We start from the raw sequence: 25,504 nt of genomic DNA on the forward strand, positions 1-25,504 counted from the left end.
TTTAGAAATTTAATTTTACATTGAAAGAATACACTCTAATCGATGGCATTACACCACTTTGGTAGCCCTGAATGTTACCGCCGGAGGAACCTGCTTCAGGATCTGCATAAGGGGTGTGTTTTTGGATAATCCACAAGTTGTTCCCGATTAGACTAAAGGATACTCCTTTTATAAATGAATGTTCCAGTAATTTCGATGGCATGGTATAGTTTAAGGCAACTTCTCTTAATTTCACAAAAGAAGCGTCGTATACAAAGGCTTTTTCCGGATTGGAATCACCTCCGAATACATTGGCCGATGCTGTGGCATCTACCCGAATGTCATTTGGTGTCCCATCTTCTTTTACACCCGGAAGGATAATACCACCACCCTGGCTTAATGGGCTTCGTACCGGATTACCCAGGTCGTTAAGTCCTGCTGTTTCCGGATATAATCCGGTTTCCTGTCCGTAGGCCTGATCCAGTGAGAAAATACTACCGCCCTGGCGTACGTTGATCAGGAAGCTAAGGGAAAGGTTTTTGTACGTAACTTTATTGGATACACCGCCAATCCAGTCCGGTTGGATATTTCCTAACACCTGATCCGGATTTGTAAGGTAAAGTCCGTCGTCGCCTACAACTGGGTTTCCGTTGGCGTCATATACATAATCGGTTCCGCGGATGGTTCCGTAAGGTTCTCCAACGGTCGCATTTAATGACGTACGCTGGAAGGTGGTTAATAACAGGTTGGTTCTTCCGGAATCCAAGGATAGTAGTTTGTTTACGTTTTTCGACCAGTTTACATTAATATTCCAGGAGAAATCAGCCGTTTTGATCGGAGTGGCACTTAAAGCAATTTCAATCCCTTTGTTTTCCAGTTCCCCGGCATTAATCTGTTTGGAGATATATTGCGTAGATGGCGATTGTGGTACAAAGAATATCTGATCTTTTGTATTCGTTTTATAAACGGAAGCATCCACGCTTAAACGGTTTTTAAATATAGAAGCTTCCAATCCTAGTTCCCACGAATGGGTGATTTCCGGTTTTAGTTTTTCAAATTCGATTAACTGATCGCTGTTTCCAAAAATAGGATTGTTGTTGATGGATCCGTTGTTTTGCTTGGCTCCCAATCGACCGTATACCGGATCGTTACCCACACGGGCGTAGTTTAAACGCAATTTGGCAAACGACAGCCAGTCGGCTTTTAACATTTCAGAAAGAATAATACTGGTTCCGGCAGAGTAGTAGTCGTAACCACGGCTTGATTTTGGTAAAGCCGTCGATTCGTCATGACGGAAAGACCCTTCCAGATAAACCATTTTTTTATAGTCGATATTGGCCTGTGCATAAACACCTGCTTTTTCGTATGGAATGGTCGATTCTACCGGCGGAATAAATACTTTTGAGTTGGAAAGACTATAAATACCGGGTACTAACAATCCTCCAGCTGTAGCGCCTTCGAACGAATACACATCGGCGCGGATAAAGTTAAAACCTCCGATAACCTTGGCGGAAACATCAGAACCCAAACTAAAATCATAGGTACCAATGATGTCGTAGTTTTGTTGCAGGAAGTCGCGGGTGTACATTACATATCCGGACGATTCGGTTGCCTGATTGTTCGATTGTGTGATTCCGAATTCCTCAGCGTGACTACCAATTGCTTTGCGTAACTCTTGTTTGTCGTAAGAATAATCGATACCCACACGACCTAACAGGTTGAAGTTTTTCGTGATGTCAAAACTAATACTGGCTCCGGTTAGCAAACGTTTACGGTTGTCGCTGGTATAGTTTTCGTAACGGTCGAAGTACGGGTTGTTCCAAAAGTTGGGACGTAAATCGCCGTTGGTAGGGTCGATCTGGTTCCAGCTTACATTACTTCTCGTTCTGAAATATTCACTTCTTAAAGCTTGCATGTCGACGTTCACCGGCCACCATTGTCTGAAACCGGTCAGGATATTGTCGCCATATCCAACGCTGTTTCTACCGGTTACACTTTGATGGGTAAAAGTCATAAACGAATTCACCTTGATTTTGTCGTTCAGGTCACGGGTATAGTTACCACTGATCGTATTTTTTACCAGCTTACTGTTGGGCATAATGCCGGTTTCGGAATTGTTGGTATAGCTCAGGTTAAAAGCACTGTCGCTGTTACCGCCATTTAGGGAAACGTTGTTTACATAGGAAGTGGAGTTCTGGAAAAATGTTCCCGGTTTATTGGCAGCAGCTACCCAAGGTGTCGCTTTTCCGAAATTCGGATTTCCCGGTACAAAGGCATCCCATTGGTATACCATTAGCGATGGATTAAAAGCATTTCCATAGGAAGCATCGTCTCCTGTTGAGGCTACCAGATCCGGAATACCGTCGCCGTTTACATCGGCACTGTAAATACTATCTTCTCCGGCATATCCTTGTCCGTATTCGGTTTGGTATTTTGGAAATGTAGATTTGTCATAATAACCCACTGATACGGTAGAGCTGGTTGAAATTCCGATTTCGGAATTTTTTCTTCCTTTTTTAGTGGTGATCATAATCGCTCCCTGTTGGGCTAAACTTCCGTATAGCGCTGTAGCAGCGGCGCCTTTTAGTACGTTAATCGATTCAATGTTGTTCGGATCAATATCTGCCGCAGCATTACCAAAATCATAACCGTCACGACCGTTTACAGCGTCCTTACTGTTTAGGTTGGCATTGCTAATCGGAATACCGTCGACTACGATTAAGGCCTGGTTATTTCCCGTAATGGATTTGGCACCACGAAGTATAATATTGGTCGAACCACCAAAGTTTGAGTTGATTTTTACATCCAATCCGGCTACTTTACCGGCTAAATTGTTGACAAAGTTTACCGTAGGAGAGGAGTTTACCGCTTCTCCTTCGAGTTTTTGAGAGGCATATCCCAATGATTTTTTGTCTCGTGTAATACCTAAGGCAGTTACAACAACACCTTCCAGTACTCGGGCTTCTTCTTCCAGTTTTACATTTAGTACTGTTGCATTCGCTCGTAATTCCTGAGTTTTCATACCGATAAAAGTATATACCAGTATCGCACTCGGGCTAACTTTAACCTTGTAATTACCGTCAAAATCGGTTTGGGATCCATTGGTAGTTCCTTTTTCAACTACGCTAACACCGGGTAAAGGTAAACCATTTGTATCGGTCACTTTCCCGGAAACGATTCTTTCCTGTGCAATCAAGTTTTGCACCAGTAACACTAAAAAAAGTGTTAAAAAAGATTTGATTTTTACTCTCATTTTGGTTTTTGATTACGGTTATACAATCAAATTTCTTAAAAAAATCATAACAAACCAAAAAAAGTGTAAAAAAAATACTAAAATGACTCTTTTTTGACTATGTGAATTATCGGTTTAAAAAGTGCTTATCCGTTATTTTTCGGGCTCTAACGGGTGTAATTGTGTTAAAAATTTACATTTGTTAATAATTTGAATAAAAATACATAAAAATGCATTTCTGTATTAATTAACTTATATTTATGTGATTTATGTTTTAAATAAGTGAAAAGTGTTAGGGGGTAAATAGGGTGTTGTGGCTAATGTGTAGTGTGTTTTAAAAAAAAAGTAGTTTGGAACGAAAAACGGTGTTTTATTACATGCTGTTGCCGAATGAATTGCGTCAAAATGATGCGGTTTTTTGTGTTGCGGCGGATTCTTTTTGGGTGAAAAGTTTGGCTTTGTAATTAGAAATGGGAACCGGTTGCGGTGACGGTTGTGTAGTGTTCGGAATAAATGAAATGCTAATCGCTTTAAAGGGCGGAGGGAAACTAAAACCGGGCTTTTACGCTAATGTGTATTATTGAATTGGAAAGCTGTATTTCGTTGTTTTTTGAACTTCCGTTGGCATAAATGATATTAAAAAGGCCTGTCTTTGTTAGTAGTCCGAAGCCGAAGCCTAATCCGAGCAGATTGTCCCGCATATTTGTGGTTTTGTCTTCGAAATAAGCAAAATCGGTTATGGAATAAACATAAATATTGGAAGCTAATAGGTATCGGTATTCAAAAAGTAATCCGGAATACAAACTGGCCTGTAAGCTGTTTTCGTTAAAGCCGCGTATGGAATTGATGCCACCGAAACGATATAACTCGTTAATAATGTAATGATCACTTTTTAAATAATACGTCTGATTCCGCAGGTTGAAAATGTTACGCCTATTGAGGTAGATGTTATGAGAAGCACTGAGTTGGGCGTAATACTGATCGTTGTTTTCGGCTTTTGTTTTTCGGCTACCGATTCCGGCTCTGAGAAAAAGGCTGGTTTTTTCCGGAAATAGAAAGTCTTCCGGATTGTAGTGTGCGTATTCGTAGGTTCCGGTTACGAAGGAGTTGTTGTAATTGCTAAGACTGCTGGAATTGGCTTTTTGTATGTCGACCGACTCGGTTTCCTGATAACCCAAAAATACTTTAGAGTTGTAATTAAAGTAATAGCCGAGGTTGATGTCGGAGGAGGTGTTTTGAAAGGTGCTGTCCTGTTTGAATATTTTCAGGCTTCCTTTTATTCCCAGTGGACTTTTAAACAGATAAGGAATTTCGGCGCCTATAGTGAAGGTGGTTTGTTCTTTTCCGTCGTTTTTCCAGTATAGATTGAGTTTTTCCCCGGCATTTAGGATGTTGTTTAAAAGCAGGTCGAGATAACCGTTGAATTTTACGGAGCCGTTATCGTCGTTTGAAAAACCTACAAATCCGTCAAAGCGGTTTGGTCGCGCTTTTTCCAGGTATACGTATACTTTGGTGCTGTCGGTGGTGAATAGGATTTCCGGATATTTGATTTGATTGACAAAAGGCAGGGCGTTAAAGTTGCTGTGAATCTGTTTGAGGTTGTCCTGATTAAAAATGCGTTTTTGGTTTTGGCGGACGATGTTTTTACGGATGCCTTCCGGAAATTTAGGATAACCCGCAATGATGATGTCGTCCAGAATGCGTTTTTTTTCGGTGTCGATTTTTAATTCGGCAGATAACGTATTTTGATATTTTTTATGGTTGATCAGTTGGATGCTGCTTAAAGAATATCCTTTTTTTTCGAGTAGGTGAATATTGGTGTTCATAAAATCTTCCACTCCGGAAAGTGGAATGATCAGGGTGTCCTTATTTAAGTTGAGTAAATCGCGAACGGCAACGGTTGTATTTTTAGTGTATATATAGATGTGATTGGTTTTTTTGCCCAGGTCGTATCGGAAAAGAAATGTGCTGTCGTTTACTTTTTTTTGATCCAGTAAACTATTTTCGAGGTAACCAATCTTTACCAGGGTGTTGGAGAAATTGTGGCTTTCGTCGAGTATTGATTTGGTATTGCTATGTTTGGATTGGTAGCCGATACTATCGATCAATATGCTTTGTGTAGCGGAGTTGCCTTCGATTTTTAAATAGAGGTTCTGGGTCTTTCCCGATAGTGAAAGTAGTAGGAAAAGGGTAAGTAAAAATAGCTTTTTCAAAGACTAAATCGTTTTGGTAAAAATAACGCAAAATTTACAAAAAAGTATGCAGAAGTTATTTGTTGATTAATGTGGTTGAAAATTAATGATTTATGATTTGATTTGTTGAAAATAATTTCTACATTTGCAACCCCGTAAAAAGCGGGAATTTAATAACGTTAGAAATTTTATTAAACATTATGCCAACAATTCAACAATTAGTAAGAACAGGGAGAGCCCAGATAACTAAGAAGAGTAAATCGGCTGCTTTAGATTCTTGTCCTCAAAGAAGAGGGGTTTGTACGCGTGTTTACACTACTACACCAAAGAAACCAAACTCTGCAATGCGTAAAGTTGCGCGTGTACGTTTGACAAATGGTAATGAAGTGAATGCTTACATCCCAGGAGAAGGACACAATCTACAAGAGCACTCGATAGTATTAGTTAGAGGTGGAAGGGTAAAAGATTTACCAGGAGTTAGATACCACATCGTTCGTGGTGCTTTGGATACTGCCGGAGTTAACGGTAGAACTCAAAGAAGATCTAAATATGGTGCTAAACGCCCTAAAGACAAAAAGTAATTTTTAAAAACTTTTAAAGAAAAGACATGAGAAAAAGACAGGCCAAAAAAAGACCTCTTTTACCAGATCCGAAATTTAACGACCAGTTAGTAACGCGTTTTGTAAATAACTTAATGTGGGATGGTAAAAAATCGACTGCTTTCAAAGTATTCTATGATGCTTTAGAGATCGTTGAGACTAAAAAGCAAGATGCAGAAAAATCCTCTTTGGAAATCTGGAAAGATGCATTAACTAATGTTATGCCTCACGTTGAAGTTCGTTCTCGTCGTGTAGGAGGAGCTACTTTCCAAATCCCGATGCAGATTCGTCCGGACAGAAAAATCTCTATGGCGATGAAATGGATGATTCTTTATGCCAGAAAAAGAAATGAGAAATCTATGGCAGGGAAACTTGCTTCTGAAATCTTAGCTGCTGCAAAAGAAGAAGGTGCTGCTGTTAAGAAAAGAATGGATACTCATAAGATGGCGGAAGCAAACAAAGCATTCTCTCACTTTAGATTTTAATTCATAAGAAACATTAGAAATGGCTAGAGATTTAAAATATACTAGAAATATCGGGATTGCTGCTCACATTGATGCGGGTAAAACTACAACAACAGAGCGTATTTTATTTTATACCGGGAAAACACACAAAATTGGTGAAGTACACGAAGGTGCTGCAACAATGGACTGGATGGAGCAAGAGGCGGAAAGAGGTATTACAATTACTTCTGCAGCTACAACTTGTACCTGGAATTTCCCAACTGAGCAAGGTAAAGCTACTGCTGATACTAAAGATTACCACTTTAACATTATCGATACCCCGGGTCACGTTGACTTTACAGTAGAGGTAAACCGTTCCCTACGTGTATTGGACGGATTGGTATTCTTATTCTCTGCAGTTGACGGAGTTGAACCTCAGTCTGAAACAAACTGGAGACTTGCTGATAACTATAAAGTTCCACGTATGGGATTTGTTAACAAGATGGACCGTCAGGGTTCAAACTTCTTAGCAGTTTGTCAACAAGTAAAAGATATGTTGAAATCGAATGCAGTGCCATTGGTATTGCCAATCGGTGATGAAGCAGACTTTAGAGGGGTAGTAGACTTGATCAAAAACCAGGCAATCGTTTGGCATGATGATACTCAAGGTGCTACTTTTGATATCGTTCCAATTCCTGAAGATATGGTTGCTGATGCGAAACAATACAGAGCTCAGTTAATCGAGGAAGTGGCGGCATATGATGAAAACCTTTTAGAGAAATTCATGGAAGATGAAAGCTCTATTACTGAGGAAGAAATCAACAATGCATTAAGAAGAGCAACTATCGACATGGCTATTATTCCAATGTTGTGTGGTTCTTCATTTAAAAATAAAGGAGTTCAGTTTATGTTGGATTCAGTTTGTAAATTCTTGCCTTCTCCATTGGATAAAGAGGCTATCGAAGGTACAAATCCTGATACTGACGAGCCGATCTCTCGTAAACCATCCGTAAGTGAGCCATTTGCTGCTTTGGCATTTAAAATTGCTACTGACCCTTATGTAGGTCGTTTGGCATTCTTTAGAGCTTACTCTGGACGTTTAGATGCAGGTTCTTACGTGTTGAATAACCGTTCTGGTAACAAAGAGCGTATCTCTCGTATCTACCAAATGCACGCGAACAAACAAAATCCAATCGAATATATTGAGGCTGGAGATATCGGAGCTGCTGTAGGATTTAAAGATATCAAGACTGGTGATACATTATCAGATGAGAAACATCCGATTGTATTGGAGTCTATGGTGTTCCCTGATCCGGTAATTGGTATCGCTGTTGAGCCAAAAACTAAAGCTGACGTTGATAAAATGGGTATGGCTTTAGCGAAATTGGCGGAAGAGGATCCAACGTTTACAGTTAGAACTGACCATGCTTCGGGACAAACGATTATCTCTGGTATGGGTGAGCTTCACTTGGATATCATTGTTGACCGTATGCGTCGTGAATTCAAAGTTGAGGTGAATCAAGGTGAGCCTCAGGTTGAGTACAAAGAAGCTTTCACGCGTTCTGCTCAACACAGAGAAACGTATAAAAAACAATCTGGTGGACGTGGTAAATTCGGTGATATCGTATTTAGAATCGAGCCTGCTGATGAAGTTGATGGAAAAGTGCCTGTAGGATTACAATTCGTTAACGAAGTTAAAGGTGGTAACGTTCCTAAAGAATATATCCCTGCTGTTGAAAAAGGATTTAGAGAGGCTATGAAGTCGGGACCTTTAGCTGGATATGAAGTGGATAGTTTAAAAGTTACTTTATTGGATGGATCTTTCCACCCTGTGGATTCCGATGCGCTTTCATTCGAATTGGCTGCTAAAATGGGATATAAAGAGTCTGCTAAAGCTGCAGGTGCTGTAATCCTTGAGCCAATCATGAAATTAGAAGTGTTGACTCCGGAAGAGAACATGGGTGACATCGTTGGGGATTTGAACCGTCGTAGAGGTCAGATCAACAACATGGATGACAGAGCAGGTGCTAAAGTTGTTAAAGCTAGTGTGCCGCTTTCTGAAATGTTCGGATATGTTACTACATTAAGAACATTATCTTCTGGTAGAGCAACATCTACAATGGAATTCTCGCACTATGCAGAGACGCCAAGCAACATCTCTGAAGAGGTAATCAAAAAAGCAAAAGGTAACGCTTAATTTTTAGGAAAATGAGTCAAAAAATCAGAATAAAATTAAAGTCTTACGATCACAACTTAGTAGATAAATCTGCTGAGAAAATCGTAAAAACTGTAAAAAGTACAGGAGCTGTGGTAACTGGTCCAATTCCGTTGCCTACGCACAAAAAGATTTTCACTGTGTTACGTTCTCCACACGTAAACAAAAAATCAAGAGAGCAATTCGAAGTGAGTTCATACAAAAGATTATTAGATATCTATTCTTCATCTTCTAAAACAATTGACGCTCTAATGAAGTTAGAGTTGCCAAGCGGAGTTGAGGTAGAAATCAAAGTGTGATAAAACTCGCATTTTAAAGTATTTAAGCATTAAGTTTTTTTATTTAAAACTTAATGCTTACTTTTGCGCACTCTAAAAATAAAAATATTCAATAAGTAATTAATAATTAGTTTTATATGTCTGGGTTAATTGGTAGAAAAATCGGCATGACTAGCATTTTCGACGAGAACGGGAAAAATATTCCTTGTACAGTTATCGAAGCTGGTCCATGCGTTGTTACCCAAGTCAGAACCAATGAGGTTGACGGGTATGAAGCGTTACAACTTGGTTTCGATGACAAAACAGAAAAACACGCTACTAAAGCTGAGCTAGGTCACTTTAAAAAAGCGGGAACTGTTGCGAAAAAGAAAGTCGTTGAATTCCAGGATTTTGTAACGGAGCACAAATTAGGTGATGTGATCACTGTTGATGTGTTCAACGAAGGTGAGTTTGTGGACGTGGTAGGCGTTTCAAAAGGTAAAGGTTTCCAGGGGGTTGTTAAACGTCACGGTTTTGGTGGTGTTGGACAAGCTACTCATGGTCAGCACAACCGTTTGAGAGCACCAGGTTCTGTTGGAGCATCATCTTATCCATCTAGAGTATTCAAAGGGATGCGTATGGCTGGAAGAACAGGAGGAGAAAATGTAACAGTTCAAAACCTTAGAGTTTTAAAAGTAGTGGCTGAAAAGAACTTACTTTTAGTTAAAGGAGCTATTCCTGGACACAAAAACTCTTACGTAATCATTCAAAAGTAATGGAAGTAAAAGTATTAGATATCAACGGAAAAGATACAGGTCGTACAGTACAACTTGCTGACTCTGTATTCGCAATTGAGCCTAATAACCATGCGGTATATCTTGATGTTAAACAATATTTAGCAAATCAAAGACAAGGTACTCACAAAGCTAAAGAAAGAGCTGAAGTAACCGGAAGTACCCGTAAGGTTAAAAAACAAAAAGGAACTGGTACTGCTCGTGCGGGAAGTGTTAAGTCTCCTTTGTTCAAAGGTGGAGGTACAGTTTTCGGTCCTAGACAAAGAAGCTACTCTTTTAAATTGAACAAAACTTTAAAGAGATTGGCTCGTAAATCGGCTTTCTCAATTAAAGCAAGTGAGTCCAATTTAGTGGTTCTTGAAGACTTTACATTTGAAGCACCAAACACTAAAAATTTCATTAACGTATTGAAAGCTTTAGGGTTAGAAAACAAAAAATCTTTATTTGTGTTGGGTGAATCAAATAAAAATGTATATTTGTCGTCACGCAATTTAAAGGCTTCTACTGTTGTAACTACTTCAGAATTAAGTACTTATGCTATTTTAAATGCAAATAGTTTAGTGCTTTTAGAAGGTTCATTAGAAGGAATTGAAGAAAATTTAAGCAAATAATAGGGCTATGAGTATCATAATTAAACCTATCATTACTGAAAAAATTACCAAAGACGGAGAAGTTTTCAACCGCTTTGGTTTCGTTGTTGATAAAAAAGCGAACAAAATTCAAATCAAAAATGCTGTTGAAGCGGCTTATGGTGTGAATGTGGTAGCTGTGAATACAATGAATTACAGAGCTGATAGAACGGTTAAATACACTAAGAGTGGTTTAATCAGTGGAAAGACTAATGCTTACAAAAAAGCGGTAGTTCAAGTACAAGAAGGAGAAACAATAGATTTTTATAATAATATCTAATAGAAAATGTCAGTTAGAAAATTAAAACCTATTACCCCGGGTCAGCGTTTTAGAGTTGTGAATAGCTTTGACACTATTACAACTGATAAGCCGGAGCGTTCTTTGATCGCACCGAAAAAAAACTCTGGAGGTAGAAATAGTCAAGGAAAGATGACCATGCGCTACACAGGTGGTGGTCACAAACAAAAGTATCGTATCATCGATTTTAAAAGAACTAAAGTAGGAATTCCTGCAACAGTTAAAACAATCGAATATGATCCGAATCGTTCAGCGTTCATTTCGTTATTACACTATGCAGATGGTGCTAAAACGTATATCATCGCTCAAAATGGTTTACAAGTAGGACAAACTGTAGTTTCTGGTCCGGAAGCGGCTCCAGAAATTGGTAATACTTTACCTTTAAGTAAAATTCCTCTAGGAACTGTTATTTCTTGTATTGAGTTAAGACCAGGACAAGGTGCGGTTATCGCTCGTTCGGCTGGTACTTTTGCTCAGTTAATGGCGAGAGACGGTAAATATGCTACAATCAAAATGCCTTCAGGTGAAACAAGATTAATCTTGTTAACGTGTTCTGCAACAATTGGAGCAGTATCTAACTCAGACCACCAATTGATCGTTTCCGGTAAAGCTGGTAGATCAAGATGGTTAGGTAGAAGACCGAGAACAAGACCGGTAGCTATGAACCCAGTAGATCACCCAATGGGTGGTGGAGAAGGACGTTCTTCTGGAGGACATCCACGTTCAAGAAAAGGTTTACCTGCTAAAGGTTATAGAACTCGTTCTAAAGTTAACCCGAGTAATAAGTATATCGTAGAACGTAGAAAGAAATAATAAGTAAGACATGGCACGTTCATTAAAAAAAGGACCTTTTGTACACTATAAATTAGATAAAAAAGTTCAGGAAAACATCGAGAAAGGTAACAAAGGAGTAGTAAAGACTTGGTCTAGAGCTTCTATGATTACTCCGGATTTTGTTGGACAAACTATCGCAGTTCACAACGGTCGTCAATTTGTACCTGTTTACGTAACAGAAAACATGGTAGGTCATAAATTAGGAGAGTTTTCGCCAACAAGATCTTTTAGAGGTCATGCTGGAGCTAAAAATAAAGGTAAAAAATAATAAGAAGCTATGGGAGTTCGTAAAAGAGAAAGAGCCGAGCAGATTAAAGAAGCTAATAAGCAAATCGCATTTGCTAAGCTAAATAACTGCCCTACTTCACCTAGAAAAATGCGCTTAGTGGCAGATTTAGTTAGAGGTCAGAAGGTAGAAAAAGCTCTTAATATATTAAGATTTAGTTCAAAAGAAGCTTCTCGTAAATTAGAGAAACTGTTGTTATCGGCTATCGCTAACTGGCAAGCTAAAAACGCAGACGCTAATATGGAAGAAGCTGGCTTATTTGTAAAAGAGATCCGTGTTGATGGTGGTATGATGTTAAAAAGACTTCGTCCAGCTCCACAAGGTCGCGCGCACAGAATCAGAAAACGTTCTAACCACGTTACAATCGTGATTGGAGATATTAATAACACACAAAGCAATTAATAAAGATGGGACAAAAGACAAATCCAATCGGAAATCGCCTTGGTATCATCAGAGGATGGGATTCTAACTGGTATGGTGGAAATGACTACGGTGATAAACTTGCCGAAGACCACAAAATCAGAAAGTACATTCATGCTCGTTTATCAAAAGCTAGTGTATCTAAAGTAATCATCGAGAGAACTTTAAAACTTGTAACCGTTACTATCACTACTGCCAGACCTGGTATCATTATCGGAAAAGGTGGACAAGAGGTAGACAAGTTAAAAGAGGAGCTTAAGAAAATTACTGACAAAGAGGTTCAAATCAATATCTTTGAAATTAAAAGACCAGAACTTGATGCTTACTTAGTAGGTACAAGTATCGCGCGTCAGATCGAAAGTCGTATTTCGTACAGACGTGCTATCAAAATGGCTATTGCTGCTGCTATGCGTATGAACGCTGAAGGTATCAAAGTTATGATCTCTGGTCGTTTGAATGGTGCTGAAATGGCACGTTCAGAAATGTTCAAAGAAGGACGTATTCCTCTATCAACTTTCAGAGCTGACATCGATTACTCACTTGCTGAAGCACATACTACTTACGGTAGAATGGGAATCAAAGTGTGGATCATGAAAGGTGAAGTTTACGGTAAGAGAGATCTTTCTCCGTTAGTAGGTATGGACAAAAAACAGTCTAAACCTTCAGGATCTTCTCCTGCAAAAGGAAATGGTAGACCAAACCAACGCAAAAGAAAGTAATTTTTAAACTAAAGAAAAATGTTACAGCCTAAAAGAACAAAATACCGTAAGGTACAGAAGGGTAAAATGAAAGGCATTTCTCAAAGAGGACATGAACTTTCTAATGGAATGTTTGGTATTAAATCTTTAGATTCAACTTTCATTACTTCTCGTCAAATCGAAGCAGCTCGTATTGCTGCAACGCGTTACATGAAAAGAGAAGGTCAGTTGTGGATTAAAATTTTCCCAGACAAGCCTATCACCAAGAAACCTCTTGAAGTACGTATGGGTAAAGGTAAAGGTGCAGTTGAATATTGGGCTGCAGTTGTGAAACCTGGAAGAATTATGTTTGAAGTTGGAGGCGTGCCTCTATCTGTAGCAAAAGAGGCGTTACGTCTTGCTGCTCAAAAACTTCCTGTTAAAACTAAGTTTATCGTTGCTAGAGATTTCGAAGCATAATCAATTTTTATTATGAAACAATCAGAAATTAAAAATCTATCTGCAGCTGAGTTACAAGGACAACTTAGTCAGTTAAAGAAGACATATGCCGACCTAAAAACAGCTCACGCTATTTCTCCAATTGAAAATCCATTACAGTTAAGAACTGTAAGAAGAGCAATTGCTAGAGTAGCTACTGAGTTAAGCAAAAGAGAGTTACAATAATTGTATTCTGCTGAAAGATGGAAAAAAGAAATTTAAGAAAAGAAAGAATTGGTGTTGTTACTAGTAACAAAATGGAAAAATCTATTGTTGTTTCTGAAACAAGAAAAGTAAAACACCCATTATATGGTAAGTTCGTGTTAAAAACGAAAAAATACGTTGCACACGACGAAACAAACGATTGCAACATTGGAGATACTGTACGAATCATGGAAACACGTCCGTTAAGTAAATCGAAATGTTGGAGATTAGTTGAAATCATTGAAAGAGCGAAATAATTATGGTACAACAGGAATCTAGATTAAAAGTAGCAGATAACACGGGAGCTAAAGAAGTTTTAACTATCCGTGTTTTAGGAGGAACGAAACGTCGTTATGCCTCTGTTGGAGATAAAATTGTAGTGTCTATTAAAGATGCAACACCTAACGGTAACGTTAAAAAAGGTGCTGTTTCCACTGCAGTTGTTGTACGTACCAAAAAAGAAGTGCGAAGAGCCGATGGTTCATACATCAGATTTGACGATAACGCTTGCGTATTGTTAAACGCTGCTGGTGAAATGAGAGGTACTCGTGTTTTTGGTCCGGTAGCCAGAGAACTTCGTGAAAAACAATTCATGAAAATTGTATCATTAGCACCAGAAGTGCTTTAATTCGTTGTAAAGATGATGAAGCTAAAAATAAAATCAGGAGATATCGTAAAAGTAATCGCCGGTGACCATAAAGGTGCTGAAGGTAAAGTTTTACGTGTACTTCGCGAGAAAAACAAAGCGATTATTGAAGGTATCAACATGGTTTCGAAACATACGAAACCAAGTGCTAAAAACCCTCAAGGTGGTATCGTGAAAAAAGAAGCTCCTATTCATATCTCTAACATCGCTTTAATCGACCCTAAAACTAAGTCTGCGACTAAAGTTGGGGTGAAAGTTGAAGGAGATAAGAAAGTGAGAATTTCTAAAAAATCTAATCAAGTATTGTAGTGATGGCTTATATACCTAGACTAAAAGAAGAATATAAGAGTCGCGTTATCGCAGCTCTTACTGAAGAATACGGTTACAAAAACGTAATGATGGTTCCTAAACTTGAAAAAATCGTTGTAAGCCGTGGTGTTGGAGCAGCTGTATCAGATAAGAAATTAGTAGATCATGCTGTTGAGGAGCTAACAAAAATTACGGGTCAGAAAGCAGTTTCTACCATTTCTAAAAAAGACGTTGCTTCTTTCAAATTAAGAAAAGGAATGCCTATTGGTGCTAAAGTAACTCTACGTGGAGAAAGAATGTATGAATTTCTTGATCGTTTGATCACTTCTGCATTACCACGTGTAAGAGATTTCGGCGGTATCAAAGCAACCGGATTCGATGGTAGAGGTAATTACAACTTAGGTGTTTTGGAACAAATCATTTTCCCGGAAATTGATATTGATAAAGTAAACAAAATTGCCGGATTTGATATTACTTTCGTAACTTCGGCGTCGACAGACAAAGAAGCGAAGTCATTGTTAACACAATTAGGATTACCTTTTAAAAAGAATTAAGTTATGGCTAAAGAATCAATGAAAGCCCGCGAGGTGAAAAGACAAGCTTTGGTAGACAAGTATGCTGAAAAAAGAAAAGCTTTATTAGAAGCTGGAGATTATGAAGGCTTACAAAAATTACCAAAAAATGCTTCTCCTGTACGTCTACACAACCGTTGTAAATTAACAGGAAGACCAAGAGGGTATATGCGTCAATTCGGTATTTCACGTGTAACTTTCCGTGAAATGGCTAACAATGGATTGATCCCAGGGGTTAGAAAAGCTAGCTGGTAATATAAAAGAATTATAAATTGATTAAAGGTTCGGTAAATGAAAATTTACCGAAAACCATAATCGCAAATTAATAAACATGTATACAGATCCTATCGCAGATTTCTTAACAAGAATCAGAAATGCCGTAAGAGCTAACCACAAAGTGGTAGAAATCCCGGCTTCTAACATGAAAAAAGAAATCACAAAAATTTTATTCGATCAAGGATATATTTTAAGTTACAAATTTGAAGACAGTACTGTTCAAGGTACTATCAAAATTGCTCTTAAGTACGACAAAGAGACTAAAGAGGCTGTAATTAAAGATATCCAAAGAATTAGTAAACCAGGTTTACGTAAGTACGCAGGTGCTGCCAAACTACCTAGAATCTTAAATGGTTTAGGTATCGCTATCGTTTCTACATCTAAAGGTCTTATGACTGGGAAACAAGCGAAACAATTGAATGTTGGTGGTGAAGTTATTTGTTACGTATACTAATAAAAAGACTAAGCAATGTCAAGAATAGGAAAAAGTCCAATTGCAATTCCAGCTGGAGTAACTGTAGAAGTTAAAGATGCTGTAATTACAGTAAAAGGAAAATTAGGAGAACTTTCTCAAGAGTTTTCAGATGTGTCTGTTAAAGTTGAGGAAGGACAAGTAATCGTGGAAAGATCTTCTGATGCAAAAGAACAACGATCTAAACACGGTTTATACAGAGCTCTAATCAATAACATGATTGTTGGTGTAGCTGAAGGTTTTACTAAAGAATTAGAATTAGTTGGAGTAGGATACAGAGCTTCTAACCAAGGTCAAAAATTGGATGTCGCTTTAGGTTTTTCGCACAACATCGTTCTTGAAATTGTTTCTGAAGTAAAAGTTGAAACAGTTTCTGAGAAAGGTAAAAACCCAATCATTAAGTTATCTTCATATGACAAACAACTATTAGGACAAGTAGCGGCTAAAATCCGTTCTTTCCGTAAGCCTGAGCCTTACAAAGGAAAAGGTGTGAAGTTTGTAGGTGAAGTATTAAGAAGAAAAGCAGGTAAATCAGCTTAAAAATTAAGACTATGTCATTAACAAAATCTGAAAGAAGACAAAGAATCAAGTTCAGAATCAGAAAGATTGTAAGCGGAACTGCTGCGAAACCAAGACTTTCTGTTTTTAGATCGAATAAAGAAATCTATGCGCAAATCATAGACGACGTGAATGGTAAGACACTAGCTGCTGCATCTTCAAGAGAGGCCGGAGCAACAGGAACAAAAATCGAAATCGCTGCTGTAGTAGGTAAATTAATTGCCGAAAAAGCTAAAAATGCAGGAGTAGAGATTGTTTCTTTTGATAGAGGTGGTTATTTATACCACGGAAGAGTTAAATCATTGGCAGACGGCGCTAGAGAAGCTGGACTTAAATTCTAAGAATTATGTATCATAATTATAAAAACGTAGAACTAGTAAAACCAAGTGGTCTTGAATTGAAAGATCGTTTGGTAAGTGTTAATCGTGTTACTAAAGTTACAAAAGGTGGTAGAGCTTTCGGTTTTTCTGCAATTGTAGTTGTAGGAGACGAAAACGGTGTAGTAGGTCATGGTCTTGGAAAATCTAAGGATGTGTCTGAAGCTATTGCTAAAGCAGTAGAAGATGCTAAAAAGAACTTAGTGCGTATTCCATTGGTTGGGCACACTATCCCTCACGAGCAAAAAGGTAAATTTGGTGGAGCACGTGTATTTTTAATGCCTGCTTCTCACGGTACCGGAGTAATTGCCGGTGGTTCTGTGAGAGCCGTTGTGGAATCTTTAGGAATCCACGATGTATTATCAAAATCACAAGGTTCATCAAACCCACACAATGTTGTTAAAGCTACTTTTGATGCTTTATTACAAATGAGAAGTGCACACACTGTTGCAAAACAAAGAGGTGTATCTTTAGAAAAAGTATTCAAAGGTTAATTCAAGGAAATTATGGCGAAAATATTAGTAAAACAAGTTAAAAGTCAAATCAATTGTCCTCTTTCTCAAAAGAGAACTCTTGAAGCTTTAGGTCTTAGAAGACTAGGACAAGTTGTTGCACACGATGCAAATCCTGCTATCCTTGGAATGGTAAATAAAGTTAAACACTTAGTTTCTGTAGAAGAAGCTAACTAATAACAATAACAGTTATGAATTTAAGTAACTTACAGCCAGCTGAAGGTTCAGTACACAACCAAAATAAAAGATTAGGTAGAGGAGAAGGTTCTGGTAAAGGTGGTACCGCTGCACGTGGACACAAAGGAGCTAAGTCTCGCTCTGGTTATTCTAAGAAAATTGGTTTCGAAGGAGGGCAGATGCCTTTACAGAGACGTGTACCTAAGTTTGGTTTCAAAAACATAAACAGAGTAGAATATCAAGGTATCAATTTGGATACACTTCAGTTATTAGTTGATAACGGAGTAGTAACCGATACAGTTGATTTCGCTGTTTTAGTAGACAATCGTTTAGCAACAAAAAATAGCTTAGTAAAGATTTTAGGAAGAGGAGAGCTTAAAGCAAAACTAAAAGTAACTGCTCACAAATTTACTGCTACTGCAAAAGCGGCTATCGAAGCTGCAGGAGGAGAAGCCGTAACTTTATAATCTTTATAGACAGATGAAGAAATTTATAGAATCATTAGTAAATGTTTGGAAAATTGAGGAATTAAAAAATAAAATTTTAATTACTCTAGGGTTATTGTTAGTTTACCGTTTAGGTGCTCAGGTGACCCTTCCAGGTATTGATGCTACTAAATTGCAAAGTTTATCTAGTCAAACAGATCAAGGTATTGGTTGGTTAATCAATGTATTTACAGGTGGTGCGTTCTCGCAGGCATCTGTATTTGCATTGGGTATCATGCCGTATATTTCAGCGTCGATTGTAGTTCAGTTGATGGGAATTGCGATTCCTTATCTTCAGAAACTACAAAAAGACGGTGAAAGCGGAAGACGTAAAATCAACCAAATCACTAGATGGTTAACTATTGGTATTACCCTATTGCAAGGTCCAGGTTATATTTATAACTTGTATAAACAATTGCCTGCAGATGCCTTTTTATTAGGATTTAGTTCATTCTCATTCTTATTCTCATCTGTAATCATCCTAGTTACAGGTACGATTTTTGCAATGTGGTTAGGTGAAAAAATTACTGATAAAGGTATTGGAAATGGTATTTCGTTGCTGATCATGGTAGGAATTCTTGCCCGTTTGCCGCAGGCTTTCATTCAGGAGTTCTCTTCCCGTGTTACCGAAAACAACGGAGGACCTATGCTTATCGTTTTAGAAGTAATCATTTGGTTGTTAATCATTATTGCTTGTATTCTATTAACCATGGCAGTGAGAAAAATCCCGGTTCAGTACGCGCGCCGTACGACCGCTGGTGATTTCGAACAGGATATGATGGGTGGTAACAGACAATGGATCCCACTTAAGCTTAACGCTTCCGGGGTGATGCCAATTATCTTCGCTCAGGCGATCATGTTCATCCCTGCTGCTGTTGCTGGTTTATCGACATCTGATACAGCTCAAACTATTACAACTAGCTTCCAGAATATCTTCGGATGGCAGTATAATTTAGTTTTTGCTTTATTAATCATTATTTTTACTTACTTTTACACCGCAATTACAGTACCTACAAATAAAATGGCTGACGACTTAAAGCGTAGTGGAGGTTTTATCCCGGGAATTCGTCCTGGTGTTGAGACCGGTGACTACCTGGATAAAATCATGTCGTTGATCACTTTCCCTGGTTCACTATTCTTAGCTTTGATCGCTGTGTTCCCAGCTATCGCAGTTAGTTTACTTGGTGTACAACAGGGCTGGGCTATGTTTTATGGCGGAACATCGTTGCTAATTATGGTGGGTGTTGCAATTGATACTATTCAACAAATAAATTCTTATTTATTGAATAAGCATTACGACGGTTTGATGAAAAGTGGTAAAAATAGAAAGGCAGTAGCTTAATTTTTATGGCAAAACAATCAGCAATAGAACAAGACGGATCAATCATTGAAGCATTATCAAATGCTATGTTCCGTGTAGAATTAGAAAACGGACACATTGTAATTGCTCATATCTCTGGTAAAATGCGTATGCATTATATCAAATTATTACCTGGTGATAAAGTGAAGTTAGAGATGAGCCCTTACGATTTGTCTAAAGCAAGAATTACTTATAGATACTAAAGGCTATTAAAATGAAAGTAAGAGCATCAGTTAAAAAAAGAAGTGCCGAGTGCATTATTGTGCGTAGAAAAGGAAGATTATACGTTATTAATAAAAAGAATCCTAGATTTAAACAAAGACAAGGATAGTTATGGCAAGAATTGCAGGGGTAGATATACCTAAAAATAAAAGAGGAATCATCGCGCTAACCTATATCTTCGGAATTGGGGACAGCAGAGCGAAAGAGATTTTAGCTAAAGCTAACGTAAGCGAAGATAAAAAAGTTCAAGATTGGAATGACGACGAAATCGGAGCAATCCGTGAAGCTGTTTCTTATTTCAAAATTGAAGGAGAATTACGTTCTGAAATTTCATTAAACATCAAACGTTTAATGGATATCGGATGTTACAGAGGAATTCGTCATAGAGCTGGACTTCCATTAAGAGGTCAAAGAACTAAAAACAACTCTAGAACAAGAAAAGGTAAAAGAAAAACTGTTGCTAACAAGAAAAAAGCAACTAAATAATAAGTAGTAGTATGGCTAAGGCAAATACAAAAAAGCGTAAAGTTATCGTTGAATCAACAGGCGAGGCTCATATTAGTGCAACTTTTAACAACATCATCATTTCTTTAACTAACAAGAAAGGTGAAGTTATTTCTTGGTCTTCAGCTGGAAAAATGGGCTTTAGAGGTTCTAAAAAGAATACTCCTTATGCAGCTCAAATGGCAGCAGAAGATTGTAGCAAAGTTGCTTTAGAAGCAGGACTTAAAAAAGTAAAAGTTTACGTTAAAGGTCCTGGAAATGGTAGAGAATCTGCTATCAGATCTCTTCACAATGGAGGAATTGAAGTTACCGAAATCATCGACGTAACTCCAATGCCACACAACGGATGTCGCCCTCCAAAAAGAAGAAGAGTTTAATTATTTATAGTATAACCTAAGGTAGGAACAAGATTATCGGAGGAAAGACCTGAATTCATAATCCCTACCTTTTTTAATTTTTAGCAATGGCAAGATATACTGGTCCACAAACTAAAATCGCTCGTAAATTTGGTGAAGCGATCTTCGGAGATGACAAATCTTTCGAAAAAAGAAATTACCCTCCAGGGCAACACGGTTTAGCGAAAAAAAGAGGTAAAAAATCCGAGTACGCTATCCAGTTAATGGAGAAACAAAAAGCAAAGTACACATATGGAATTTTAGAGCGTCAGTTCCGTAACTTATTCGAAAAAGCAGCTGCTTCTAGAGGAGTAACGGGTGAGGTGTTAATCCAATTATGTGAAGCAAGATTAGATAACGTAGTATACAGAATGGGTATCGCTCCTTCTCGTCGTGCTGCTCGTCAAATCGTTTCACACCGTCACATCACTGTAAATGGTGAAGTGGTAAATATCCCTTCTTATCACCTTAAACCAGGTGACAAAGTTGCTGTTCGTGAAAAATCAAAATCTCTTGAGGCTATCGAACGCTCGTTATCTAATTCTAGCACTGTTTACGAATGGATTACTTGGAATAATGATACTAAAGAAGGTACTTTCGTTTCTGTACCGGCAAGAATCCAAGTTCCAGAAAACATTAAGGAACAGTTAATCGTAGAGTTGTACAACAAATAATAATTAGACATCAGTCGAAATAAATATGGCAATATTTAATTTTCAAAAGCCCGATAAAGTTATCATGATCGATTCAACCGATTTTGAAGGTAAATTTGAATTCAGACCTTTAGAACCGGGATATGGATTGACTGTTGGTAACGCATTAAGACGTGTTTTGCTTTCTTCTTTGGAAGGATATGCAATCACTTCGGTTCGTATTGAAGGCGTGGATCACGAATTCTCTACTATCTCCGGTGTGGTTGAAGATGTTACAGAAATCATCCTGAACTTGAAACAAGTACGTTTCAAGCGTCAAATCGAAGATATCGATAATGAATCTGTTTCTATCTCATTTTCTGGTAAAGAGCAACTTACGGCCGGTGATTTTCAAAAATTTATCTCTGGCTTCCAAGTGCTTAACCCGGATTTGATTATCTGCAACCTTGATAGCAAAATTACCATTAACATGGAATTATCTATCGAAAAAGGGCGTGGTTATGTTCCTGCTGAAGAAAACAAAAAACCTAATGCACCTATAGGAACTATTTTTACAGATTCTATTTACACTCCAGTAAAGAATGTAAAATATTCAATAGAAAACTTCCGTGTGGAGCAAAAAACTGACTATGAAAAATTAGTTTTTGAGATCATTACTGATGGTTCTATTCACCCTAAAGATGCCTTAACAGAAGCAGCTAAAACGTTGATTCATCACTTTATGTTGTTCTCTGATGAAAGAATTACACTTGAGGCTGATGAAATTGCTCAGACAGAGTCGTACGACGAAGAATCATTACATATGAGACAATTGCTTAAAACCAAACTTGTCGATATGGATCTTTCTGTTAGAGCACTAAATTGTTTAAAAGCGGCTGAAGTTGATACACTAGGCGATTTAGTATCATTTAATAAAAATGATCTGATGAAGTTCCGTAACTTCGGTAAGAAATCATTAACAGAACTTGACGAATTAGTCGCTGTTAAAGGGCTTACTTTCGGAATGGATCTGACTAAATATAAATTAGATAAAGAATAATCTAGTCCGCCCTAAAAGCGCGATTAAATTGTATAGCAATGAGACACGGAAAAAAAATAAATCATTTAAGCAGACAGGCTGGACATAGAAAATCTATGTTGGCTAATATGGCTTGCTCACTTATCGAGCACAAGCGTATCAATACTACTGTTGCTAAAGCGAAAGCTTTAAAGCAATTTGTAGAGCCATTGGTAACAAAATCAAAAGAAGATACTACTCACAACCGTCGTGTTGTTTTCGCTTACTTACGTAACAAATACGCGGTAACGGAATTATTTAGAGAAGTAGCTGCTAAAGTTGGTGATCGTCCAGGTGGATATACTCGTATTATTAAATTGGGTAACCGTCTTGGAGATAACGCTGATATGGCAATGATCGAACTTGTAGATTTCAACGAATTGTACAACGGAGGTAAGAAAGAAGTTAAAAAAGCAACTACTCGTCGTGGTAGAGCTAAAAAGACTGAAGCTGCTCCTGCTACCGAAGCTCCGGCTGCTGAAACTACTGAAAATACAGAAGCTACTGAATAATCATGAAACAATTGATTCTTCAATAAAAATTAAGGATGAACTTTTTAAGTTTGTCCTTTTTTTTTGCCTTTTTTTTCGGTTCCCAATCACCAAAATGAAAAAAGAACAGCGGTTTTGTCCGAATAGTTTCCAGAAAGAAGAATTTAGATTAAATTTGCAAAATTTTACAACACAACACACAATGAAATATTCAAATCGAAATCAAGCCATCCTTTTACTAAGTGACGGAACTGTTTTCCATGGAAAATCCATAGGAATTGAAGGAACCACTTTTGGAGAGGTTTGTTTTAACACCGGAATGACCGGATATCAGGAAATTTTTACCGATCCGTCGTATTTTGGACAAATCATGGTGGCAACCAATGCGCACATCGGAAATTACGGTGTTCATGAAGATGAAGTAGATTCCGATGGAATCAAAATTGCCGGACTGGTTTGTAAAAACTTTAGCTTTAATTATTCCAGACCCGATGCTTCCGAAGGCTTATTCGAATACTTCGAAAAAGTAAACCTGGTGGCAATCTCCGATGTGGATACCCGTGCTTTGGTGAGTTATATCCGCGATAATGGCGCTATGAATGCCGTAATTTGTACCGATGGAACACCGTTGGAAGAATTGAAAAAACAATTGGCCGCCGTTCCGGATATGAAAGGTTTGGAATTGGCTTCAACGGTGTCGACAAAAGAGCCGTACTTTTTTGGTGATGAAAAGGCAACTTATCGTATCGCAGCGCTCGATTTAGGAATCAAAACGAATATCCTGAGATGCCTGGCCGAAAGAGATTGCTATATCAAAGTATTCCCATACAATACTTCCTTTGAAGATTTAAAAGCGTTTAACCCGGATGGGTATTTCCTATCCAACGGACCTGGTGATCCGGATCCGTTAAAAGAGGTACAGGAAGTGGCACGTCAGATCCTGGCTACCGATGTTCCGGTTTTCGGAATCTGCCTCGGACATCAGATTATTGCTTTAGCGAATGGAATTTCGACCTATAAAATGTTTAACGGTCACCGTGGAATCAATCACCCGGTGATGAATGTAATCACAAACAGAGGGGAGATCACGTCTCAGAACCACGGTTTTGCCGTAGTTCGTGAAGAATTGGAAAAACACCCTGATTTTGAAATTACCCATGTCCACCTAAATGACGGTACCGTTGCCGGTATGCGAATGAAAAACAAAAGCTGTTTTTCGGTACAATACCATCCGGAAGCAAGTCCCGGACCGCACGATGCCCGTTATTTATTTGACCAATTCGTCGAAAACATTAAATTAGCTAAAAATTAATCCGGCCTTTTTTAAAGGCAATCAAAAAGTATCCATTATGAGCATGATTATTAAAGTTCACGCAAGACAAATATTAGACTCCAGAGGTAATCCAACAGTAGAAGTAGATGTATTTACCGAAAACGGTATCATGGGAAGAGCTGCTGTTCCGTCGGGAGCTTCAACCGGAGAGCACGAAGCGGTCGAATTACGCGACGGCGGAAAAGCCTACATGGGGAAAGGTGTTTTAAAAGCGGTGGAAAATGTAAATATAACGATCGCATCCGAAATCGTGGGTATGTCGGTTTTCGAACAAAATGCGATCGATAAAGTAATGATCGAATTGGATGGAACACCAAATAAATCCAATTTAGGGGCAAACGCAATTCTTGGAGTTTCTCTGGCTGTGGCAAAAGCGGCAGCAAACGAACTGGGAATGCCATTATACCGTTATGTAGGTGGTGTTTCAGCAAACACACTTCCGGTCCCAATGATGAATATTATCAACGGTGGATCGCATTCCGATGCGCCTATCGCGTTTCAGGAGTTTATGATCATGCCGGTAAAAGCGCAAAACTTTACCCATGCGATGCAAATGGGAACGGAAATTTTCCATAACCTGAAAAAAGTATTACACGATAGAAATTTAAGTACTGCTGTTGGAGATGAAGGAGGTTTTGCTCCAAATCTGGCCGGTGGTACCGAAGATGCCTTGGATTCAATCAAATTGGCAGTAGAAAATGCCGGATATACATTTGGTGATGATGTTATGATCGCTTTGGATTGTGCAGCATCCGAATTTTATATCGACGGTCAATACGATTATACCAAATTTGAAGGCGCTACCGGTAAAGTAAGAACGTCTGAAGAGCAAGCACAATATTTAGCCGACTTGACTGCAAAATATCCGATCATTTCCATTGAAGACGGAATGTATGAAGACGATTGGAACGGATGGAAATTATTAACCGAAAAAATCGGTGATAAAGTACAGTTGGTAGGTGATGATTTATTTGTAACCAATGTACAGCGTTTGTCAAGAGGAATTAACGAAAATATCGCCAATTCCATCCTGATCAAGGTAAACCAGATCGGAACATTAACCGAAACGATTGCAGCAGTAAACATGGCGCATAATGCAGGTTATACATCTGTGATGTCACACCGCTCCGGTGAAACGGAAGATAATACTATTGCCGACCTGGCTGTAGCATTAAACTGCGGACAAATTAAAACCGGATCGGCTTCCCGTTCCGACCGTATGGCAAAATACAACCAATTGCTCCGAATTGAAGAGGAATTGGGCGAAGTGGCCTACTTTCCGAAGGAAAGAGCATTTAAAGTGAAATAAGAATACTTTAAGTATAGGAAAAGGCTGTCCGATAAGGATGGCCTTTTTTGTTGCATTACACCGGACAGGTTTGGAAAACCTGTCCGGTGTCTCATGATGAAAAATAGCGGTAAAAAAGTGTGTTTTATGTAACATCCCGGCAATTTTTAGTAACGTAATTTAACTTGTGAAAACACGACTTTACAGGGTGTTTTTTTGTGCGGTAAAAAATGTGAAAAATGTAATTTTTACGCTTAATT

Annotated in this window: 36 protein-coding genes; 34 read left to right on the top strand and 2 right to left on the bottom strand. The window is 38.3% G+C overall.

Annotated elements, in window-relative coordinates:
* Position 1: 1 nt before the first annotated feature.
* On the bottom strand, positions 2–3,232 hold the full coding sequence (locus ABFU83_RS00980; RefSeq protein ID WP_347068215.1) for a SusC/RagA family TonB-linked outer membrane protein: 3,231 nt from the start codon (positions 3,230–3,232) through the stop codon (positions 2–4).
* 527 nt (positions 3,233–3,759) lie between these two features.
* The gene (locus ABFU83_RS00985) at positions 3,760–5,424 is read right to left on the bottom strand and encodes a hypothetical protein (protein WP_347068217.1); all 1,665 of its coding nucleotides are present in this window, start codon (positions 5,422–5,424) and stop codon (positions 3,760–3,762) included.
* A 179-nt stretch (positions 5,425–5,603) separates the two neighbouring features.
* Here ABFU83_RS00985 and rpsL point away from each other — a divergent pair, with 179 nt between their 5' ends.
* The 34 genes from rpsL to eno all read left to right on the top strand — a co-directional run bounded on the left by rpsL (position 5,604) and on the right by eno (position 25,265).
* Positions 5,604–5,984 carry a 30S ribosomal protein S12 gene (rpsL, locus tag ABFU83_RS00990; RefSeq protein WP_114757561.1) on the top strand — a complete coding sequence of 127 codons (381 nt, stop codon included), beginning with the start codon at positions 5,604–5,606 and terminating at the stop codon, positions 5,982–5,984.
* A gap of 26 nt (positions 5,985–6,010) precedes the next feature.
* Entirely contained in the window at positions 6,011–6,487 is a 477-nt protein-coding gene (rpsG, locus tag ABFU83_RS00995) for a 30S ribosomal protein S7 (RefSeq protein WP_136403042.1), read from the top strand.
* Between the two features lie 19 nt (positions 6,488–6,506).
* Positions 6,507–8,642 carry an elongation factor G gene (gene fusA, locus ABFU83_RS01000; RefSeq protein WP_347068219.1) on the top strand — a complete coding sequence of 712 codons (2,136 nt, stop codon included), beginning with the start codon at positions 6,507–6,509 and terminating at the stop codon, positions 8,640–8,642.
* 11 nt (positions 8,643–8,653) lie between these two features.
* Positions 8,654–8,959 carry a 30S ribosomal protein S10 gene (rpsJ, locus tag ABFU83_RS01005; protein WP_136403044.1) on the top strand — a complete coding sequence of 102 codons (306 nt, stop codon included), beginning with the start codon at positions 8,654–8,656 and terminating at the stop codon, positions 8,957–8,959.
* A gap of 116 nt (positions 8,960–9,075) precedes the next feature.
* Positions 9,076–9,693 carry a 50S ribosomal protein L3 gene (gene rplC / locus ABFU83_RS01010; RefSeq protein WP_347068221.1) on the top strand — a complete coding sequence of 206 codons (618 nt, stop codon included), beginning with the start codon at positions 9,076–9,078 and terminating at the stop codon, positions 9,691–9,693.
* Entirely contained in the window at positions 9,693–10,322 is a 630-nt protein-coding gene (gene rplD / locus ABFU83_RS01015) for a 50S ribosomal protein L4 (RefSeq protein WP_347068223.1), read from the top strand. The genes rplC and rplD overlap by 1 nt, the downstream gene beginning before the upstream one ends.
* A 7-nt stretch (positions 10,323–10,329) precedes the next feature.
* Positions 10,330–10,620, top strand: a complete 291-nt coding sequence (gene rplW / locus ABFU83_RS01020; protein WP_136403047.1) for a 50S ribosomal protein L23 — start codon at positions 10,330–10,332, stop codon at positions 10,618–10,620.
* 6 nt (positions 10,621–10,626) lie between these two features.
* Entirely contained in the window at positions 10,627–11,451 is an 825-nt protein-coding gene (gene rplB / locus ABFU83_RS01025; protein ID WP_347068225.1) for a 50S ribosomal protein L2, read from the top strand.
* Between the two features lie 10 nt (positions 11,452–11,461).
* Positions 11,462–11,740 carry a 30S ribosomal protein S19 gene (rpsS, locus tag ABFU83_RS01030; protein WP_014085019.1) on the top strand — a complete coding sequence of 93 codons (279 nt, stop codon included), beginning with the start codon at positions 11,462–11,464 and terminating at the stop codon, positions 11,738–11,740.
* 9 nt (positions 11,741–11,749) lie between these two features.
* On the top strand, positions 11,750–12,160 hold the full coding sequence (gene rplV / locus ABFU83_RS01035) for a 50S ribosomal protein L22 (RefSeq protein WP_136403049.1): 411 nt from the start codon (positions 11,750–11,752) through the stop codon (positions 12,158–12,160).
* A 5-nt stretch (positions 12,161–12,165) separates the two neighbouring features.
* A complete protein-coding gene (rpsC, locus tag ABFU83_RS01040) occupies positions 12,166–12,897 on the top strand; it encodes a 30S ribosomal protein S3 (RefSeq protein ID WP_136403050.1) in 732 nt (243 codons plus the stop codon).
* An 18-nt stretch (positions 12,898–12,915) separates the two neighbouring features.
* On the top strand, positions 12,916–13,335 hold the full coding sequence (gene rplP / locus ABFU83_RS01045; RefSeq protein WP_136403051.1) for a 50S ribosomal protein L16: 420 nt from the start codon (positions 12,916–12,918) through the stop codon (positions 13,333–13,335).
* A 12-nt stretch (positions 13,336–13,347) separates the two neighbouring features.
* A complete protein-coding gene (gene rpmC, locus ABFU83_RS01050; RefSeq protein ID WP_347068229.1) occupies positions 13,348–13,539 on the top strand; it encodes a 50S ribosomal protein L29 in 192 nt (63 codons plus the stop codon).
* Positions 13,540–13,556: 17 nt separating this feature from the next.
* A complete protein-coding gene (gene rpsQ / locus ABFU83_RS01055) occupies positions 13,557–13,814 on the top strand; it encodes a 30S ribosomal protein S17 (protein WP_136403053.1) in 258 nt (85 codons plus the stop codon).
* A gap of 2 nt (positions 13,815–13,816) precedes the next feature.
* A complete protein-coding gene (gene rplN / locus ABFU83_RS01060) occupies positions 13,817–14,185 on the top strand; it encodes a 50S ribosomal protein L14 (RefSeq protein WP_007803649.1) in 369 nt (122 codons plus the stop codon).
* 12 nt (positions 14,186–14,197) lie between these two features.
* Positions 14,198–14,512 carry a 50S ribosomal protein L24 gene (rplX, locus tag ABFU83_RS01065; RefSeq protein WP_347068231.1) on the top strand — a complete coding sequence of 105 codons (315 nt, stop codon included), beginning with the start codon at positions 14,198–14,200 and terminating at the stop codon, positions 14,510–14,512.
* A gap of 2 nt (positions 14,513–14,514) precedes the next feature.
* A complete protein-coding gene (rplE, locus tag ABFU83_RS01070; RefSeq protein WP_300492176.1) occupies positions 14,515–15,066 on the top strand; it encodes a 50S ribosomal protein L5 in 552 nt (183 codons plus the stop codon).
* A 3-nt stretch (positions 15,067–15,069) separates the two neighbouring features.
* Complete coding sequence (gene rpsN, locus ABFU83_RS01075; protein ID WP_177732466.1) at positions 15,070–15,339, top strand: 30S ribosomal protein S14; 270 nt, start codon at positions 15,070–15,072, stop codon at positions 15,337–15,339.
* A 76-nt stretch (positions 15,340–15,415) separates the two neighbouring features.
* Entirely contained in the window at positions 15,416–15,814 is a 399-nt protein-coding gene (gene rpsH / locus ABFU83_RS01080) for a 30S ribosomal protein S8 (protein ID WP_136403057.1), read from the top strand.
* A 15-nt stretch (positions 15,815–15,829) separates the two neighbouring features.
* Positions 15,830–16,372 (top strand): 50S ribosomal protein L6, encoded by a 543-nt coding sequence (gene rplF / locus ABFU83_RS01085; protein WP_347068235.1) that lies wholly within the window; start codon positions 15,830–15,832, stop codon positions 16,370–16,372.
* An 11-nt stretch (positions 16,373–16,383) separates the two neighbouring features.
* A complete protein-coding gene (gene rplR, locus ABFU83_RS01090; protein ID WP_347068236.1) occupies positions 16,384–16,731 on the top strand; it encodes a 50S ribosomal protein L18 in 348 nt (115 codons plus the stop codon).
* A 5-nt stretch (positions 16,732–16,736) separates the two neighbouring features.
* Positions 16,737–17,261: a 30S ribosomal protein S5 gene (rpsE, locus tag ABFU83_RS01095; RefSeq protein WP_136403060.1), complete on the top strand. Its 525-nt coding sequence runs from the start codon at positions 16,737–16,739 to the stop codon at positions 17,259–17,261.
* 12 nt (positions 17,262–17,273) lie between these two features.
* On the top strand, positions 17,274–17,456 hold the full coding sequence (gene rpmD, locus ABFU83_RS01100; RefSeq protein WP_136403061.1) for a 50S ribosomal protein L30: 183 nt from the start codon (positions 17,274–17,276) through the stop codon (positions 17,454–17,456).
* A 14-nt stretch (positions 17,457–17,470) separates the two neighbouring features.
* The gene (gene rplO, locus ABFU83_RS01105) at positions 17,471–17,923 is read left to right on the top strand and encodes a 50S ribosomal protein L15 (RefSeq protein WP_136403062.1); all 453 of its coding nucleotides are present in this window, start codon (positions 17,471–17,473) and stop codon (positions 17,921–17,923) included.
* A 13-nt stretch (positions 17,924–17,936) separates the two neighbouring features.
* Positions 17,937–19,283, top strand: a complete 1,347-nt coding sequence (gene secY / locus ABFU83_RS01110; protein WP_136403063.1) for a preprotein translocase subunit SecY — start codon at positions 17,937–17,939, stop codon at positions 19,281–19,283.
* Positions 19,284–19,288: 5 nt separating this feature from the next.
* Positions 19,289–19,504, top strand: coding sequence for a translation initiation factor IF-1 (gene infA / locus ABFU83_RS01115; protein WP_007136545.1), 216 nt, complete (start codon positions 19,289–19,291; stop codon positions 19,502–19,504).
* 11 nt (positions 19,505–19,515) lie between these two features.
* On the top strand, positions 19,516–19,632 hold the full coding sequence (gene ykgO / locus ABFU83_RS01120; protein ID WP_002987490.1) for a type B 50S ribosomal protein L36: 117 nt from the start codon (positions 19,516–19,518) through the stop codon (positions 19,630–19,632).
* A 2-nt stretch (positions 19,633–19,634) separates the two neighbouring features.
* A complete protein-coding gene (gene rpsM / locus ABFU83_RS01125; protein WP_136403064.1) occupies positions 19,635–20,009 on the top strand; it encodes a 30S ribosomal protein S13 in 375 nt (124 codons plus the stop codon).
* An 11-nt stretch (positions 20,010–20,020) separates the two neighbouring features.
* Positions 20,021–20,404 carry a 30S ribosomal protein S11 gene (gene rpsK, locus ABFU83_RS01130; RefSeq protein ID WP_347068238.1) on the top strand — a complete coding sequence of 128 codons (384 nt, stop codon included), beginning with the start codon at positions 20,021–20,023 and terminating at the stop codon, positions 20,402–20,404.
* A gap of 86 nt (positions 20,405–20,490) precedes the next feature.
* A complete protein-coding gene (gene rpsD, locus ABFU83_RS01135) occupies positions 20,491–21,096 on the top strand; it encodes a 30S ribosomal protein S4 (RefSeq protein ID WP_136403066.1) in 606 nt (201 codons plus the stop codon).
* 25 nt (positions 21,097–21,121) lie between these two features.
* Positions 21,122–22,114, top strand: coding sequence for a DNA-directed RNA polymerase subunit alpha (locus ABFU83_RS01140; RefSeq protein WP_136403067.1), 993 nt, complete (start codon positions 21,122–21,124; stop codon positions 22,112–22,114).
* 38 nt (positions 22,115–22,152) lie between these two features.
* Positions 22,153–22,644 (top strand): 50S ribosomal protein L17, encoded by a 492-nt coding sequence (gene rplQ / locus ABFU83_RS01145; RefSeq protein WP_300489944.1) that lies wholly within the window; start codon positions 22,153–22,155, stop codon positions 22,642–22,644.
* A 181-nt stretch (positions 22,645–22,825) separates the two neighbouring features.
* Positions 22,826–23,935, top strand: coding sequence for a glutamine-hydrolyzing carbamoyl-phosphate synthase small subunit (gene carA / locus ABFU83_RS01150; RefSeq protein ID WP_347068241.1), 1,110 nt, complete (start codon positions 22,826–22,828; stop codon positions 23,933–23,935).
* A gap of 37 nt (positions 23,936–23,972) precedes the next feature.
* The gene (eno, locus tag ABFU83_RS01155) at positions 23,973–25,265 is read left to right on the top strand and encodes a phosphopyruvate hydratase (protein WP_347068242.1); all 1,293 of its coding nucleotides are present in this window, start codon (positions 23,973–23,975) and stop codon (positions 25,263–25,265) included.
* Positions 25,266–25,504: the final 239 nt, after the last annotated feature.

Origin of the sequence: Flavobacterium sp. WV_118_3 (genome assembly GCF_039778605.1) — a bacterium.
In the GTDB taxonomy this organism is placed as follows: Bacteria; Bacteroidota; Bacteroidia; order Flavobacteriales; family Flavobacteriaceae; genus Flavobacterium.